The sequence below is a fragment of the Acinetobacter seifertii genome, from assembly GCF_016064815.1.
In the GTDB taxonomy this organism is placed as follows: Bacteria; Pseudomonadota; Gammaproteobacteria; order Pseudomonadales; family Moraxellaceae; genus Acinetobacter; species Acinetobacter seifertii.
In genome coordinates, this window is the sequence record NZ_CP065820.1 from 3,733,162 (window position 1) to 3,750,609 (window position 17,448).

The window sequence follows — 17,448 nt, forward strand, 5'->3', positions numbered from 1 at the left end:
TCAAATAAAGGTCTCTATAAATAGGCTACAACAAACTACTTTTTGATTCAGTAAAGCTCGGATAAACGGTAAATATAATTAAAATTTTTAATGTAATAGTAAGGGATTTTTTTAATAAAAAGCTGAATAGAAAAACCACCCTATAAATGAGTTATAACTATTTATAGGGTGGTTTTTATTTTATAGATTCTATTCGCTCTCTAACATTTCTTTTAAAGAATCGACTAATTGCGGAAATGTCGTATAACCTTCCCGACCTAAAAAATGCCCGCCATTAGGAACAGTAATGTACGGCGCATCAATATCCTTAGCTAATTGAACTGTCAGTTTTGGTGGAACCAAATCATCATTATCAGATAAATACACCAGCTTTTTCTTTATGTCCTTAAAGTAATTGGTGTCGACTTTGCTTTTTGCTATATAAGTATCGAGTGGAGAAATGTCTGACAGTGGCCCAGAGAACCCTGATACTAAAATCATTCCTCCAATATGTTGATAACCATGTCTTTGCAAAAAGTGCAGCAAAGTAATCACACCCAAACTATGTGCCACAAAATAGGTATTTTCATTAACGTTAGGAATCTGTTCATCTAGTACCTTCTGCCAAGCATCTACATCGGGATGCTCAGAATCTGGAAATGGTATTAGGGTCACAGCCGTATGTTCATCTTCTATTTGATGTTTTAGGTCCAAGAACCAGTGATCATTTATAGAAGCTGAATAACCATGAAGTACAAATATTTGACGCATGTTCTTCTCCTGAAGTTCCAGTGTTTTGGCATTTGCAACAAATGACATCAATCCGAATAACACCAATAAAATGAGTTTTCTGATCATTGAACAAGTACCATTTTGAAAGATAAAAGCATGCTAAACTATGACACCACTGTTAAGGTCAAGCCTATTTTATGAACCTAGCTAAAGTCGCCGAACTTACAAAAGTTAGTCCGCGTATGCTGCGTTATTATGAAAGTTTAGGGCTAATACAACCGCATCGCGCAAGTAATAACTATCGCAGTTATACGCAAAAAGACATTGAAAATATTAAGAAAATTAAAATATTAAATGATGCTGGTATGACGTTAAAAGATATCCAAGTGTTATTACCGTGTTTTGATTTAGATGAAAGGGTATTTACGCTCTGCCCTATTGTTCAAGAAAAGCTACAAACAGAACTGATGCATGTATCTGAGCAGTTAAACAAACTACAAACTTCTCAAAGTTTATTACAATCTTTCTTGGTAAAAGGCAAAGCTGAGAGCATCAATACATAGTAGTTGATGCTCATTCTGTCATTATTCTTCTAGCTCATTTTCTAAAGCAGCCACGTTCTTTTTCTTAATACTTTCAATTTTTGCATTAAGCTTTAAAACATGCTGGTAAAGCTCGTTAAATTTTTTAACTTGGGCATTTTCATGAAAAAGAATCATATGATCTTTCTTTTGCCACGAATAATTTTTTAGAAGTTTAAACATTTCTTCTGCGTCATCTAAAATTTGTAGCTCAATCACAAAAATTGCATGATCCTGATCAGCCTTTTGCTGAGTTCCCAATTTCATTTCAAGAAGTTGTCTCGTATCTGCATCAACAGATAATTCCTGAATTTTAGCGAGAAAAGTCTTATGAATTGATTCATATTCAGATTGATATTTATCTGAAGCTTTTCGAACATCCGCCAACATCTTTTCTGTTTCAGCATATTTTTGCTTTTTATCAATATCCAAACGGTCAACATTTAAAAAAGTGTCCCATTTCGCAGCTTTTAGTTCTCTTAAATATTCATTGCGCGCATTTACGTTTTGAACCCAATAATTTAAAAGAAACTCGGAGACTTGCTTGTAGTGTCCTGCAAGCCGTTTATCATGAATATCGAGTTGTACAGGTTTGGACCAATCTTGAGCCTGTTCATAAAGTTCACTCATTTTTTCACTCATCACCACATCGAACATTTCGCTACTGTCTTTAGCTTGTTGCTGTTTAATGTGTTGATAGGAAAAAAAGACAATAGCTGCAATGACGACCAGACCTGCAATCGCAATCAAAATTCGGCGCATACGCACCTCCTATTTCCATTCTTATAGTTTTGCTCTTTATAGTTATAAAATAGAGCTCTTCGTTCTTTATATGTCATTTATTTCACAATACGCAACACTCTATTCGCTATTCAATGCTTTAAATCCTGATACATCACCCCTATTATGATGGGTAATTAAAATTTATGAGATTCTCCCATGCGTGTTGATGTCTGGTCTGATGTAGTTTGTCCTTTCTGTTACATCGGCAAAAAACGCCTTGAACATGTCGCGGCTGAAGCTGGTATTGAACTTGATATTCATTGGCATAGTTTCGAACTAGATCCAAATGCGCCAGCAACACACGACACTTCAAATACTGAGCGTTTAGCGAAAAAATATGGCCGTACCTATGAAGAGATGGAAGAAATGGAGCGCAACATTGCGGCCATGGCTGCCTCTGAAGGAATCGACTTCCAATGGCAAAAAGCCAACTCGGGCAATAGCTTTAACGCTCACCGCATTATTCACTTAGCCCAAAGTAAAGGCTTAGGTAACCAAGCAAAAGAAGCCTTTTTCCAGGCTTATATGACTGAAGGTTTAGCGATTGGTGAACGTGAAGTGGTAGAAGAAATTGCTTCTCGTATTGGCCTTGATAATGCTGAAGTTGAATATGTACTCGATACAGATGAATTGGCTGATTTCGTTCGTCATGACGAAAAAATTGCGCACGAGCAACTCAACGTAACTGGCGTACCATTCTTTGTATTTGATCAAAGAGTTGCGCTTGCAGGTGCACAGCCTCGTGAAGTGTTTTTACAAGTGTTAGAACAAGCACAGCTCAAGGCAAATACTCAAGAAATCGAGCAAGATGATGCGGCTGTTTGTAATGATGAAACATGTGATATTCCACAAAATAAACAGTCTTAACTGTAAAATGTGAACAAATCGTATGTTTTATCACCGTTTTAGCAATAGAGCGTTCTAAAAAAAGAACTATTCAATTGTTTAAAATGCGTTTATGATTGCCACTTAGAATATTCGCGCTGTAATGTTCTGTTTTTTATGTGTTTAATGATCGGAATTTGAAGTTTCCCTGATCTAAAATCCCCCTAGTTTGGGGGATTTTTTTTGCTTAAAAATTCTCGCTACTAGCTTAAACTTTTTCATTTAATTCAAATATGTAAAAAAAGTTAAATTTACTTAACTTTTGTGTCGTCCTCTTGATTTTATTAGAAAAATCAACAAAAGTGACAATAACAACAAAACATAAAGATAGATATGAAAACATTTCACGTTATTACGTATCGGCAGCTTTTTGCACTTGTAACATTAGGATTTGGTTCAATATGCATGGCTCATGCAGAAATAAATTCTTCGTCAACTCAGCAAGTAGAGAATTTGCCATCTGGAGCTCAAACTCAAGAAAATAAAGATGAAAATCTTTTAGATCAGATCCCAAGGTGGATTGATGCAACTCCAACGATTTTTCCTGAGCAGTCCAATCACCCTATTGTTCCACCCATGGAACAAACTGAAGACCAGACTTGGTTTGATCGCAAGCAAAAGAAAATCCGCAATTGGGCCGATCATACATCTGAAAAAATTGACAACTGGTTTGGTGAAGTCGACCCTCAAAAACCAGCAACAGCAACGATCCGTGTGATGGTTGATAACTATTGGAATGAGTACGATAACTTTGAAATAAAGCCCAGAATTCGCGGTAAGATCAAGCTTCCTACACTAGAGAAACGTTTGAGCGTGGTATTTGGTGATGACTCATTAGATAATGAATTTAATAACAGTCCGGCCAATATCAACCAGAATCCAAATCAAGATTCAAACAAGAAAATTGATGCTAAACGCACACGAGATGACAATAGTTCAATCGCGTTACGATGGTCAAATTTCTCTAAAAAATTGCCGTTTGAAACAGATGCCGACTTGGGTATACGTTCTGGAGACGACGTGTATGTCCGTTTAAAAGCATCAAGAGATTGGCAACTCCGTAATGACTTTAAATTTTATGCAGAAGAAATTTATCGATATGGTATTCATAGCGAAAATTATTTACGTACCAACCTAGAAGTCACCCATGCTCGTCCAAATCAACCAATATTATCAAATCAGTTCAGCTTAACGTATGCCGATGATCAAGACGATGATTTAACATGGGAGAACCGACTTTTCCGTGAACATAGTTTCTTTGCAAACAACCGTTTTAACTACGGTATTTATACCGGCGGTTATTACAACAGTAACGATTTACGTTTAAATAGTTGGGGACCATTTGTCTCATGGCGCCAACCTCTTTTACGTGAATGGTTCTTTGTACAAGGCGACGTCAATTACTTTAATGACCATCGTGAAGATCGTAATCATTTCGTGAGTACTTTCTTGCGTTTAGAAGCGCTGTTCTAATTGCTACGGACCACCTTGGAGGTTGTCTCCAAGGTGGTGAAAAATAAAATACTTTTAAATAAAAATTTAAGCTTTTTCCCTTACAATACTGAGCTAACTTTTGATTCCTGATTTTCAGAAAAATGAATCAATTCTCTCCTTTTTCATTTGAATATAAATCTAAAGCCTTACTTTGTATTTATAGTTTAGGTATGCTGGTTTTAATTCCCCATACGCAACTTTTCTCTAATTCTTTCAAGCATCCACGCTCTACAAGACGATCTCTACATTCTTCTGCGCTATTTATCAAAACTCCAAGATTCTCAGCATTTTCTGACCACTTACCCTGTGAAGCAGAAACAAATAATGATTCAGATGCCGCACTGATTCAGGACTTAATGGCCGTATTTGGAAATGATACGTTATGGAATCGTGTAAGCCAGCATAAAGATCCTTATAAAACCTTGGGTAAGAAAAAGAAGAAAGCTTCAACCCCTCGTATTTCGGTTAGTAATCCACTTACCGCAAGCTGGGATACGATTTCAACATGGATACCTTTTGAAAATAATCTTGATTTAGGCTCAAACTCAGACAGTGATGTTTACGTCCAATTTCTTGCGAAGAAAAAATGGAATTTAAGACATAACATAAGTATAGATACCGAACAGGTCTTTCGCTACGGTTCAACCAGCCGAAACTATACTGAAACAACGCTAAACTTAACGCAAAAGATGCAAGACAACACCCTGTTCGCTAACAAATTTAATGTGAATAAGAGCGAAAATGAAGAATACAACTGGGGCAATTGGACTTTTCAGCAATACGAGTTTGTAAAAGATAATCGTCTCACTTACGGCGTTTATAGTGGGGGCGTATATGCTAAAAATGACATTCGAGTAAATAGCTGGGGACCCTATCTTTCATGGCGTCAGCCTATATGGCGAGATTGGATTTTTATGCAAAATGATCTTAATTTTTTTAATCATATTGATGATGATCCTAAGCATCAACTTAGTGTACAAATGAATCTGGAAGCTAATTTTTAACCAAAAATCATCAAGTTGTGGATAACTCTTTCTTTATCCACAAAAAAGCCCCTGACAGTTCAGAGGCTTTTTTTATATCAAAAAATTATTTCAACAATAAGCTATTAATACGCTTCACATAAGCTGCAGGGTCTTCTGGTAAACCACCTTCTGCAATCACAGCCTGATCAAAAATCACGTTTGCCAAGTCATCAAATTGTTCTGAACCTTCAAGTTTTTTCACCAAAGGATGCTCAGGATTAATTTCTAAAATTGGCTTGATTTCAGGAACAGCTTGACCTGCTTGTTTCAGCATACGAATAAGTTGAGGAGACAATTCACCTTCACTTGTTACTAAACACGCTGGAGAGTCGACCAAACGGGTTGTTACACGTACTTCTTTAGTCTTGGCTTTCAATGAGTCAGTTAGCTTTTCAACAACAGGCTTAAATTGTTCAGCCGCTTGCTCAAGTGCCTTTTTCTCTTCTGCATCTTGCAAGTCACCTAAATCAACTGCACCTTTAGAGACATTCTTCAATGGTGTACCGTCAAACTCTTGAACAAAGTTCATTGCCCATTCGTCAACACGCTCTGCCATTAACAATACTTCAATGCCTTTTTTCTTAAACAACTCAAGCTGTGGTGAGTTTTTAGCAGCAGCTAAGCTGTCAGCAGTCACATAATAAATAGCTTTTTGGCCTTCTTTCATGCGAGCTTTATAGTCTGCAAAAGAAGTTACGACTTCATCATTTGTTGAAGTTGCATAACGTAATAATTTTAAAATACGTTCGCGATTACCAAAGTCTTCACCCAAACCTTCTTTAAGTACTGAGCCAAACTCAGTGTAGAACGCTTTGAACTTTTCTTGGTCTTTTTCATCTTCTGATTTAGCCAAACCATCAAGTACAGTCAATACACGGCGTGCATTACCTTCACGAATTGTTTTGACATCGCGGCTTTCTTGCAACAACTCACGGCTCACATTAAGCGGTAAATCTGCACTATCCACCACACCTTGTACAAAGCGTAAATAGTTTGGAATTAAGTTATCTGCATCATCCATAATGAAGACACGTTTTACATATAGCTTAATTCCCGCTTTTGCTTCACGTGTAAAAATGTCATGAGGAGCTTTGCTTGGAATATAAAGTAATTGGGTATATTCAGTGCTACCCTCAACTCGGTTATGCGCCCAAGCGAGTGGTGCATCAAAGTCATGCGTTAAGTTTTTATAAAACTCAACATATTGTTCATCTGTCACTTCACTTTTGTTACGAGTCCATAAAGCACTTGCAGAGTTAATCGCTTCCCACTCGTCAGTTTTGACCATTTGACCACCTTTAGGCTCTTCACCCTCAGCGACTTCCTCTTCTTGCCAAACTTCTTTTTGCATTTCAATTGGCAAACTAATGTGGTCAGAGTATTTGTTAACAATCTGCTTAACTTTATAAGATTCTAAATAATCAAGCGCGTCATCACGCAAGTGAAGAATAATGTCAGTACCACGTGAAGCTTTATCAATTTGCTGAACTTCAAACTCGCCAGTACCACCACTAATCCAACGCACACCTTCAGATGCATCTGAGCCTGCACGACGTGATTCAACCGTAATTTTATCGGCAACAATAAAACCTGAGTAGAAACCAACACCAAACTGACCAATCAACTGAGCATCTGCTTTCTGGTCACCCGTCAATTTTGACATGAAGTCTTTAGTACCAGATTTTGCAATGGTACCCAAGTTATCAATTGCTTCTTGTTGGCTTAAACCAATACCGTTATCAGAGATCGTTAAGGTTTTCTCTTCTTTATTTAAGCTGATTCGTACATGTAAATCTGGATCATTTTCATAATATTCAGGATGATTGATTCCTTCAAAACGTAACTTATCACATGCATCAGATGCATTAGAGATCAGCTCACGCAAGAAAATTTCAGGGTTAGAATAGAGAGAATGCGTCACTAAATGTAAAAGCTGTGCTACTTCTGCTTGGAAACTATAATTTTGTGATGCTTGTTCACTCATAAATCACTCCTTAAATTTTGAAGTCTGTTTGTTCTCGAATGCTTTATGAATGGAGTATTTCTAGAATTTTTCAATCCTGAATATTAAAAAATTTTACTTTAATTAAAATGGGCCATGGCTTAACACTCTATCTTGCAGAATAGAATCCAACTGTTGTTGTCTCTGCTGATAAGCTTTGGAAATACAACTAACGTTGGCAGCGCAGGCATTTCTTTTTTTCAACCATTGTTGTTGAGTATCTTTTTGATTATCTCTGCCTCCCATCGGTAACGCATGTAAAACAATTTGATAGGTCGTTGCCATTTTCACATCTGCATCATTTAAAGAACGGTTTTTACAAATACTCAGTTCTGTCTTAGTTTTTGCAGCATTACACGAAAAACTAGCAGCCTGTACATTATGGGCAAAAGCCATACCACTAAAAAGTGCTAGAGCTATGGCAAATTTTCTATTCATGAGATTATTCCTTTAAAGATATATAAAAATAGTTTAAAAATAAAAGGTGAAAGAATATGTAGAAAACTGTCTGTTTTATGCTTTTTTTAGTGATATTAAAAATAAAAAACCTCACATAAAATCTATGTGAGGTGCCTGAGTCTAGGTTTGTTATTATATTCTTTCTATTTATTATTATGCTTAAAATCTATAGCTATAACCTAAAGTGTAAACAAACGGATTAATATTTAAATCGAACTTAGCACCATTTGTTAAAGTAACTTCTGGACTAATATCGGCATAACGAACATCTACAAATACTCCCCAGTTTTTCGCATCAGCAGGCTGAAAGTTAAAACCAACTTGCCCTGCTACACCAAAATCTTCTTTTACTTTATCAGCAACGCCTTGCTCATCCCAAGGAATAAATGCTGTCGCCCCGATACCAATATACGGTGTGAAACGAGTTGAGTTTTTAAAATGATATTTTGCAGTAATTGTTGGTGGTAATTGTTTAATACGCGCGACATTCTTACCATCTAATAAAACATCATGATTGACTGGCGCTGCTAATAATAATTCAGCCGAAAAAGGAGATTCGCCAAAAAAGTATTCAACTGATGGTGTAAATGCATATTCATGATCAGCTTTTACTACACCTAAAGCAGTTGTTGTATCGTCAGATGGAGCAATAACACTACCACCAAATTTTACTTGCCAATTACCAGCAAAAGTAAATGAAGACATCCCCATTAATGCAATAACCAACGCTTTTTTGAACACTTTAATATCTCCAACCTTATTTATATTTATAATAAACATTTATTTTAAATTGATGCAACACCTATTATAAAATTATTTTTATATTTATTTTTAAATAACTGTTTTAAATAAAATTATATATTAACCAACTATTTTAATTGGTTTTTATTCCAACCTTATTAATCAGAATTATTTTATATAACCAACCTTTTTAATATACTTTTAAATCCGAGCATTTTAATATAATTTATTTTGAATACATGTTTTATTTACTCCATAAAAAAGCCTTCTTAATGATTACCTTTGGATAATTATTAAGAAGGCTTTAAATTTAATATATTATGAAAAATTATAAAATCATAGCTGCAATCCAGCCAAAAACGAGTAGAGGGATATTAAAATGAATAAATGTTGGAATAACAGTATCCCAAATATGGTCATGTTGCCCATCAACACCTAAACCAGCTGTAGGCCCTAGCGTTGAATCAGAAGCTGGAGAGCCTGCATCACCTAAAGCCGCAGCTGTACCTATCAGTGCAATCGTTGCTAATGGTGAAAAACCAAACTGTACGCATAAAGGAACGTAAATCACTGCCAAGACAGGAACACTAGAGAAAGATGAACCAATACCAATCGTGACAAACAAACCAATACAAAGCATTAAGAAAGCCGCAAGGGCACGATTATCACCAATAATTTCAACCACACCTTTTACTAGTTGATTAATATCACCCGTATGCGTCATGACTGATGCAAAACCCGCAGCAGAGATCATAATAAAGCCGACTAGAGCCATCATTCGCATACCTTGTACGAACACATCATCTGCATCTTGCCATTTAAAAATGCCTGCTGTAGACAAAATTGCGAAGCCCACTAGACCACCTAAAATCATTGAGCCAGAATAAAGCTGTGCAACTAAAGTGAGACCTATCGCCAGTAAAGCCATGAAAATTGTTTTTTTCGCAATGACAGGAGCTTGTTCTGCTTCATGTTTAAGTTCTTCTGCATCTGCTTTTAGATCTGCTGTTTCATCTTGTACTGTTGCACGTAAAGGTTTATCTAAATCAATCGTGGTTACAGGAGTAATAGCTCGATCAGCATAAATTCTTGGTTTACGGTAACTAATAAACACCGCAACTAAAGTGCCTAACACCATACCTAAAACTGGAATTGCCATGCCAATTGGCATCATGCCTCGTTCTACATGTAAACCATAAGCAGCACCGATTTTGTTGATATTCCCCATCAAAATTTGTTCAAGGAAAATCGCACCAAAACCAACAGGTAGAAAAATATAGGTACCTACCAAGCCCAAAGTCAGAATACAAGCTGCTGCGCGACGGTCTAGTTTCAAGTGATTCATGACTCGTAATAATGGCGGTACGAGTACAGGAATAAATGCGATATGAACCGGAATCAGGTTTTGAGAGAAAATTGCAGAAATAAGTAGAATGCCTAAGAGTAAATATTTTACTTTGGTTTCACGGCTTTTCCCCGCTTCCATTCCTAATAAACCAATCAGCTTATGGGCAAGTAGGTCAGGTAAACCCGATTTAGAAAGAGCAAGTGCAAATGCACCTAATACGGCATAAGCGAGCGCAACTTCAGCACCATCACCAAGGCCTGCATTAAAAGCATCAACAGTTTGAGAAAGACTTAAACCCGAGACAAGACCACCAACAATGGCAGAAACCACTAATGTCAATACGACAGAAACACGTGCTAGTGAGAGTAAAAACATCACAGCAATCGCCACAACAACAGCATTCATCAACAAATTCAGAACAAAATAAAAGGCGATATTCTATCAGATTCGCATCTACGAAGCCGAAAATATCGCCAAATTAGCAGTTTTGTATATTAAACAATCAGTTATTTGCTTTGTGATTGAATAAACTGACGAATATGAGCTGCTACTTTCTCAGCTTGACTTAAAATAGCCCAATGGTTTGCTTCAAGCTCAACATACTCAAAGTTTTCAACCCATTTTGGCATCGCTTCCGTAATATATTCAGGGCTCACAAAAGTATCATATTTTAAAATAATTGCTTTAACTGGACACTGTGCATAACGCTGACGAGGTGCTGTTAAGCGAGGAATAAAATTAGCACGATATAAATTAATCCCGTATTTACCATCAGCAGAAATATTATTATTTAACGGTAAATTATCTTTTCGCTCTAAGTCTTTTAATATTTTACCCCACTTTTCTGGGCTAAAAAGAGACCATACTGTTGGCGCGACAAATGGTAAATGGAAGGCACCGATATACCATGATTTTGTTAAAATTTTTAAGATCTTTGCAGGAGACGTTTTAAGTTTATCTCTTAAGAACAACGCAGCGTGATCTAAACAAGGACCAGAAATGGTTGTATAAGATAACAAGCGGCCTTTAAATTTAGGTTCAGTTGCAGACTCCCACGACTGAATCGAACCCCAATCATGTGCAGCCATATGGAACTGTCGATTTGGCAGCACTTCATCGACGACTTCTTTTAAATCTAAAGATAAGCGCTCTAAACGATAATCGCGTATCCGTTTAGGAATAGATGACAAACCCGCTCCACGGACATCATAAGTAACGATATAAAAATCATTAATTAAATATTCAATGACAGATTCCCATACTTCCTGATTATCAGGATAACCATGCACTAAAACTAATGGAGTCTTTTTCTCATCGCCCCAAGCCTTGGCACATAGGGTTTGTTGATCAGTTGTTGTTACTGTATAAATCTTTGGCTGCATAATCATTTCCTATTTTGTTTTTCAATTGATCATGTCGTTAATCGGATAAAGCATTGCCATCAATATAAAAAAGATGATACTTATCTAGTATGACCAGTGTTGCAATAAAAAAAATTGACTATTATGGCTATTTTAAAAAAACTTCAGAACATTCCTTCTATCTCTAAATTCTTATTTAATTATTATCCTCCCTACCGTGGTGCAGGGATTCATATTGAAATCATGAATTTAGAACTTTGCCACGTTCGGGTAAAAATGCCCCTTAGCTGGAAAAATCAAAATTTAGTGGGAACACATTTTGGCGGTAGTCTTTATTCAATGGTAGACCCATTCTATATGCTTATTCTTATGCACCATCTAGGACCAAAATATATTGTTTGGGATAAAGCAGCTGAAATTAACTTTTTATCACCTGGACGAAGTACCGTTTACGCTGATATTCGAGTCGACTTAGCAGAGATTGAGCAGATTCGAGAACTCGCCGAGAACTATGCGCCAGTTCTTAGAACATATCATCTCAATATTTTTGATGAATCTGGAGTAAGAATTGCTGAAGTACAAAAGACTCTTTACATCCGCCGCAAAAAAGCTAAAGCTTTCCACCAATAAAATAAGCGCTCAAAAGCGCTTATTTTATGTCAATAAATTCTATCTTTTCTCTTCATAGGCTGCGCCAGCACCACCGCCGAGTGCACCACCAATTGCAGCGCCCGTATCACCACCAAAAATTGCTTTACCTACGACAGAGCCAATACCAGCACCAATTGCGCTGCTTGTTGTCGAACTTCTATCACTACCTTTAGCATTCGCACCTACACCCGCACCAGCTGCTGCACCTACACCAGCACCTAGACCACCACCTACATGGTTACCTACGCCACCACCCACAGCACCGCCTAATGCAGCAGCACCAATACGCTGATCAGATGGGCTCATATTTTGACATCCAGTAAACATAACCGCAGATAATACTAAAGTAGACACTAAACCAATTGTTTTCTTCATGACCATACTCACTCCATTGTGCTCTATTCCAAGCATAATCTTCTTTTATGGGGAATTTTATGAGTTTGTGTTAACACACTGTTGTGGACGATTGATATTTTGTAAAAGCCTTATAGAATCGATAATTAATTCATCTTAACGCGCATAAATTAAGCAAGAAAAGAAGCCCTTAAAAACTTAAGAGCTTCTAATTTAGATACGATCAACGTAACTTAGTACTTCCCTTTTTTTTCCTCATAAGCAGCTCCAGCACTACCGCCAAGTGCGCCACCAGCGGCGGCACCCGCCTCACCACCAATGACTGCTCCCCCTAAAAGTGCCCCTACACCTGCGCCAATTGCACTATTACGCGTAGTTTTACTATTCGAACCTTTTGCATTTGCAGCTACACCTGCACCTAATGCAGCTCCTAAGCCTGCGCCAAGGTTACCACCCAAGCTTTTACCCACTGCACCACCAGCACCACCACCAATCGCAGCAGAACCAATACGCTTACTTTCTGGACTTGCGTTTTGACAACCTACAAACAAAGTGCTCGACATTAAACCCACACCTGCAATCATCATCATTTTTTTCATTCGATTTACTCCAGTTTTCATAAGTAGGTAGCCTAATTTGCTTATGTGGAGTCTTTATCTCGCTTAAGTAATAAAATATTTGCTCTTTAATATTCTTATGTAATTACAACTTAAAATTGTTAAATAACTTTAAATAAAAAAGGCACCCTGAGGTGCCTTTTTTAATGCCAATCTAAACTTAGAATTGTTCTGAGTTTAATGCTTGGCTAAATGCTTGGTCTACTTCACTGAAGTCATTATGAAGCTCATGTTCTGCAGCTTCTGCTTCTTGACGACGACGCTCTAAGTGGTAAGCAAGACCAGTACCAGCTGGAATCAAGCGACCAACAACAACGTTTTCTTTCAAGCCACGTAAATCATCTTCTTTACCTGTTACAGCAGCTTCAGTTAACACACGAGTTGTTTCCTGGAACGATGCAGCAGAGATGAACGAATCAGTAGAAAGCGATGCTTTCGTAATACCCATCAATTGACGTTCAAACTTAGCTGGGAACTTATTCTGAGCCAATACAGCTTGGTTCTCTTGAACAACGCGGATGTAATCCACTTGCTCGCCTTTGATAAAGCTTGTATCGCCACCATCAGTAATATCAACTTTACGCAACATTTGACGTACGATAACTTCAATATGCTTATCGTTGATTTTTACACCTTGGAGACGGTAAACGTCTTGAACTTCGTTCACGATGTAGTTTGTTAAAGCAACTTCACCTTTCAAACGTAAGATGTCATGCGGGTTTTGTGGACCATCAGAAATAGTTTCACCACGGTTCACATGCTCGCCTTCAAACACGTTGATTTGACGCCATTTTGGAATCAACTCTTCATAAATTTCAGAGCCGTCATCTGGTGTAATCACTAAACGGTTCTTACCTTTAGTCTCTTTACCAAAGCTTACGATACCAGACACTTCCGCCAAGATTGCATGCTCTTTAGGTTTACGCGCTTCGAACAAGTCTGCAACACGCGGAAGACCACCGGTAATATCACGAGTACGCGATGTTTCTTGTGGTACACGACCGATAACGTCACCCACACCAATCGTTTCGCCATCACGGACAGTTACAATTGTATTTTGTGGTAAGAAGTAGAACTGTTCAGTGCCATCAGTCATATCTAATACGATTGCTGGACGTAAATCTTTACCAGAAGCAGGACGTGCTGTTACAGGTAAGATTTCAACAGTTGTCATACCGGTTGCATCATCAGTTTTCGATGTTGCAGTTACACCATCAGCAATTTGGCTGAAACGTGCTTTACCAGCAACTTCTGTCACTAATGGATGTGTATGCGGATCCCAAGTTGCAACGATACCACCAGCCTCAACCATTTCACCATCTTTCAACAAGATGCTTGCACCGTAAGGAAGTTTATAACGTTCGCGCTCACGACCTAGCTCATCAGCAATACCAATTTCACCTGAACGTGAAACTGAAACTAAATGACCTTTCGCATGTTGTACAGTTTTCACGTTGTGGAAACGTACAGTACCTTTGTTACGTACTTGAACACTGTTTGCAGCAGAAGTTCGACTCGCAGCACCACCAACGTGGAACGTACGCATCGTTAACTGTGTACCTGGTTCACCAATTGACTGTGCAGCCATTACACCTACTGATTCACCCGGGTTCACCAAGTGACCACGTGCAAGGTCACGACCATAACAACGAGCACATACACCGAATGTAGATTCACATGCGATTACTGAACGTACTTTAACTTCATCGACACCAGCTTCTTCAAGCTGAGCTGCGATTTTCTCGTCAATTAACGTACCACGAGGTAATACAACTTCATCATCAGATGCACGACGTACATCTTCAGCAGTTACACGACCTAATACGCGGTCACGTAATGGCTCGATAACATCACCACCTTGAATGAATGGAGTCATCACCAAACCACCCGCTGTACCACAGTCAGGTTCGGTAATTACTAAATCTTGCGCTACGTCTACAAGACGACGAGTCAAGTAACCAGAGTTCGCAGTTTTTAATGCTGTATCGGCCAAACCTTTACGCGCACCGTGTGTAGAAATAAAGTACTGAAGTACTGTCAAACCTTCACGGAAGTTCGCTTTAATCGGTGTCTCAATAATCGAGCCATCCGGTTTTGCCATCAAACCACGCATACCAGCAAGCTGACGAATCTGTGCCGCACTACCACGGGCACCAGAGTCAGACATCATGTAAATGCTGTTGAATGATTTTTGCTTCTCGTCTTCACCTTGTTTGTTTTTAACAACAGTGTAAGACAAGTTATCCATCATCGCTTTCGCAACTTGGTCGTTTGTACGCGCCCAGATATCGACAACTTTGTTATAACGTTCACCAGCAGTTACGAAACCTTGTTCGAACTGTTGTTCGATTTCACGAACTTCTGTTTCCGCTTTATCAATAATGGTGTGCTTAGTAGGTGGAATTAACATGTCTTCCATACCTACAGATACACCTGAACGAGTCGCTTGACGGAAGCCCAAGTACATTAACTGGTCAGCAAAGATAACTGTATCTTTCAAACCAAGTTTACGGTAGCAAGAGTTGATTAACTTAGAGATGTTCTTTTTAGTCATCTCAAGGTTGATCATGTCAAAACTTAAACCTTGTGGAACAACTTCCCAAAGCAAACAACGACCTGGTGTTGTATCAACGATAATCGTTTGGTGTTCACGCTCACCATTTTCATTGATAACAGTTTGATGCACACGCACTTTAACACGCGCATGAATCGCAACTTGACCAGTTGCAAGTGCACGGTTTACTTCGTGAGTATCGGCAAACACCATGCCTTCACCTTTGGCATTTACTGCATCACGAGTGATGTAGTAAAGACCCAAGACAACGTCCTGAGAAGGAACGATGATTGGCTCACCGTTTGCTGGTGACAAGATGTTGTTTGTAGACATCATCAATGCACGAGCTTCTAACTGTGCTTCAAGTGTCAATGGAACGTGTACCGCCATTTGGTCACCGTCGAAGTCGGCGTTAAACGCAGCACAAACGAGTGGGTGAAGACGGATTGCCTTACCTTCAATAAGAATAGGTTCAAATGCTTGAAGACCTAAACGGTGAAGTGTTGGCGCACGGTTCAACATCACTGGATGTTGACGAATTACAGATGCAAGTACGTCCCAAACTTCTGGAGTTTCACGCTCAACCATTTTCTTCGCAGCTTTAATGGTTGTTGCCTGACCTGAAGCTTGTAGTTTCGCGAAAATAAATGGTTTGAATAATTCAAGTGCCATTTTCTTCGGAAGACCACATTGGTGAAGACGTAAAGTAGGACCTACAGTAATTACCGAACGACCAGAATAGTCAACACGCTTACCTAACAAGTTCTGACGGAAACGACCTTGCTTACCTTTGATCATATCTGCCAAAGATTTTAATGGACGTTTGTTAGAACCAGTGATTGCACGACCACGACGACCGTTATCAAGCAATGCATCTACAGACTCTTGTAACATACGTTTTTCGTTACGTACGATAATGTCTGGTGCTGCAAGGTCAAGAAGACGCTTCAAACGGTTGTTACGGTTAATCACACGACGATATAAATCGTTCAAGTCAGAAGTCGCGAAACGACCACCTTCAAGTGGAACTAATGGACGTAAATCTGGTGGAAGCACCGGAAGTACATTCATTACCATCCATTCAGGCTTGTTGTTTGAATCTTTGAATGCTTCCATCAATTTCAAGCGTTTAGACGCTTTTTTCAACTTCGTTTCAGAAGTTGTTTGAGGAATTTCTTCACGTAAACGTGAAATTTCAGCTTCAAGATCGATGTCTTTCAACAAGTCCTGAACAGCTTCCGCACCCATTTTTGCAACAAATTCGTCACCGTGCTCTTCTAGAGCTGTAAAGTATTCTTCATCATTAAGAAGTTGATACTTTTCAAATGGCGTCATGCCAGGATCAGTAACAACGTATGATTCAAAATACAACACGCGTTCGATATCACGAAGAGTCATATCAAGTAATAAACCGATACGGCTTGGTAACGATTTTAAGAACCAGATATGCGCAACTGGTGAAGCAAGTTCGATGTGACCCATACGTTCACGACGAACTTTCGCTGTAGTTACTTCAACGCCACATTTTTCACAAATGACGCCTTTATATTTCATACGCTTGTATTTACCACACAAGCATTCGTAATCTTTTACTGGACCAAAGATTTTGGCACAGAATAAACCATCACGTTCTGGTTTGAACGTACGGTAGTTGATTGTCTCAGGTTTTTTAACTTCACCATGAGACCATGACTTAATCATTTCTGGTGACGCAAGACCAATACGGATACGGTCGAACTCAATTGGTGCATGACCATCTGAATCCGTTTTCTTACGCATGATATCGAGCAAGTCTTTCAATTTTTTTCTCCGTGTGTCGGGAAGCCTCGCTTACCCGACTGGGTCACAAATATTGTTTTTTCCTAAAAAATCGTGAGTCTTA

The 17,448-nt window shown here is 38.5% G+C and carries 15 protein-coding genes; 5 read left to right on the top strand and 10 right to left on the bottom strand.

The features are described from left to right. Positions 1-189: 189 nt before the first annotated feature. A complete protein-coding gene (locus I8T81_RS17230; protein WP_198071727.1) occupies positions 190-837 on the bottom strand; it encodes an RBBP9/YdeN family alpha/beta hydrolase in 648 nt (215 codons plus the stop codon). Between the two features lie 71 nt (positions 838-908). Here I8T81_RS17230 and I8T81_RS17235 point away from each other — a divergent pair, with 71 nt between their 5' ends. Next, positions 909-1,274 carry a MerR family transcriptional regulator gene (locus I8T81_RS17235; protein ID WP_191107103.1) on the top strand — a complete coding sequence of 122 codons (366 nt, stop codon included), beginning with the start codon at positions 909-911 and terminating at the stop codon, positions 1,272-1,274. A gap of 21 nt (positions 1,275-1,295) precedes the next feature. Here I8T81_RS17235 and I8T81_RS17240 read toward each other — a convergent pair whose 3' ends face one another. Beyond that, on the bottom strand, positions 1,296-2,054 hold the full coding sequence (locus tag I8T81_RS17240) for a hypothetical protein (RefSeq protein WP_004699140.1): 759 nt from the start codon (positions 2,052-2,054) through the stop codon (positions 1,296-1,298). Between the two features lie 177 nt (positions 2,055-2,231). On the opposite strand from I8T81_RS17240, the gene I8T81_RS17245 reads away from it, so the two are divergent. From I8T81_RS17245 to I8T81_RS17255, 3 genes are all read left to right on the top strand, one after another. Next, entirely contained in the window at positions 2,232-2,942 is a 711-nt protein-coding gene (locus I8T81_RS17245) for a DsbA family oxidoreductase (protein WP_198071728.1), read from the top strand. Between the two features lie 351 nt (positions 2,943-3,293). Further along, positions 3,294-4,433, top strand: coding sequence for a hypothetical protein (locus I8T81_RS17250; protein ID WP_198071729.1), 1,140 nt, complete (start codon positions 3,294-3,296; stop codon positions 4,431-4,433). 122 nt (positions 4,434-4,555) lie between these two features. Next, positions 4,556-5,458: a selenocysteine synthase gene (locus I8T81_RS17255; RefSeq protein ID WP_198071730.1), complete on the top strand. Its 903-nt coding sequence runs from the start codon at positions 4,556-4,558 to the stop codon at positions 5,456-5,458. 85 nt (positions 5,459-5,543) lie between these two features. Here I8T81_RS17255 and htpG read toward each other — a convergent pair whose 3' ends face one another. From htpG to I8T81_RS17280, 5 genes are all read right to left on the bottom strand, one after another. Beyond that, a complete protein-coding gene (htpG, locus tag I8T81_RS17260; protein WP_198071731.1) occupies positions 5,544-7,463 on the bottom strand; it encodes a molecular chaperone HtpG in 1,920 nt (639 codons plus the stop codon). 102 nt (positions 7,464-7,565) lie between these two features. Beyond that, positions 7,566-7,919: a lysozyme inhibitor LprI family protein gene (locus I8T81_RS17265; protein WP_004699150.1), complete on the bottom strand. Its 354-nt coding sequence runs from the start codon at positions 7,917-7,919 to the stop codon at positions 7,566-7,568. 180 nt (positions 7,920-8,099) lie between these two features. Next, positions 8,100-8,681 (bottom strand): OmpW/AlkL family protein, encoded by a 582-nt coding sequence (locus I8T81_RS17270; protein ID WP_068935824.1) that lies wholly within the window; start codon positions 8,679-8,681, stop codon positions 8,100-8,102. A gap of 328 nt (positions 8,682-9,009) precedes the next feature. Next, complete coding sequence (locus I8T81_RS17275) at positions 9,010-10,434, bottom strand: Na+/H+ antiporter family protein (protein ID WP_004699154.1); 1,425 nt, start codon at positions 10,432-10,434, stop codon at positions 9,010-9,012. Positions 10,435-10,535: 101 nt separating this feature from the next. Then, a complete protein-coding gene (locus I8T81_RS17280; RefSeq protein WP_191000807.1) occupies positions 10,536-11,417 on the bottom strand; it encodes an alpha/beta fold hydrolase in 882 nt (293 codons plus the stop codon). Between the two features lie 117 nt (positions 11,418-11,534). On the opposite strand from I8T81_RS17280, the gene I8T81_RS17285 reads away from it, so the two are divergent. Beyond that, entirely contained in the window at positions 11,535-12,020 is a 486-nt protein-coding gene (locus tag I8T81_RS17285; RefSeq protein ID WP_077162854.1) for a DUF4442 domain-containing protein, read from the top strand. Positions 12,021-12,059: 39 nt separating this feature from the next. Here I8T81_RS17285 and I8T81_RS17290 read toward each other — a convergent pair whose 3' ends face one another. The 3 genes from I8T81_RS17290 to rpoC all read right to left on the bottom strand — a co-directional run bounded on the left by I8T81_RS17290 (position 12,060) and on the right by rpoC (position 17,366). Continuing rightward, positions 12,060-12,416, bottom strand: a complete 357-nt coding sequence (locus I8T81_RS17290) for a hypothetical protein (RefSeq protein WP_025465051.1) — start codon at positions 12,414-12,416, stop codon at positions 12,060-12,062. A 212-nt stretch (positions 12,417-12,628) separates the two neighbouring features. Beyond that, positions 12,629-12,994 (bottom strand): hypothetical protein, encoded by a 366-nt coding sequence (locus I8T81_RS17295; RefSeq protein WP_004699161.1) that lies wholly within the window; start codon positions 12,992-12,994, stop codon positions 12,629-12,631. Positions 12,995-13,172: 178 nt separating this feature from the next. Continuing rightward, on the bottom strand, positions 13,173-17,366 hold the full coding sequence (gene rpoC, locus I8T81_RS17300; protein ID WP_004699163.1) for a DNA-directed RNA polymerase subunit beta': 4,194 nt from the start codon (positions 17,364-17,366) through the stop codon (positions 13,173-13,175). Between the last annotated feature and the right edge of the window lie 82 nt (positions 17,367-17,448).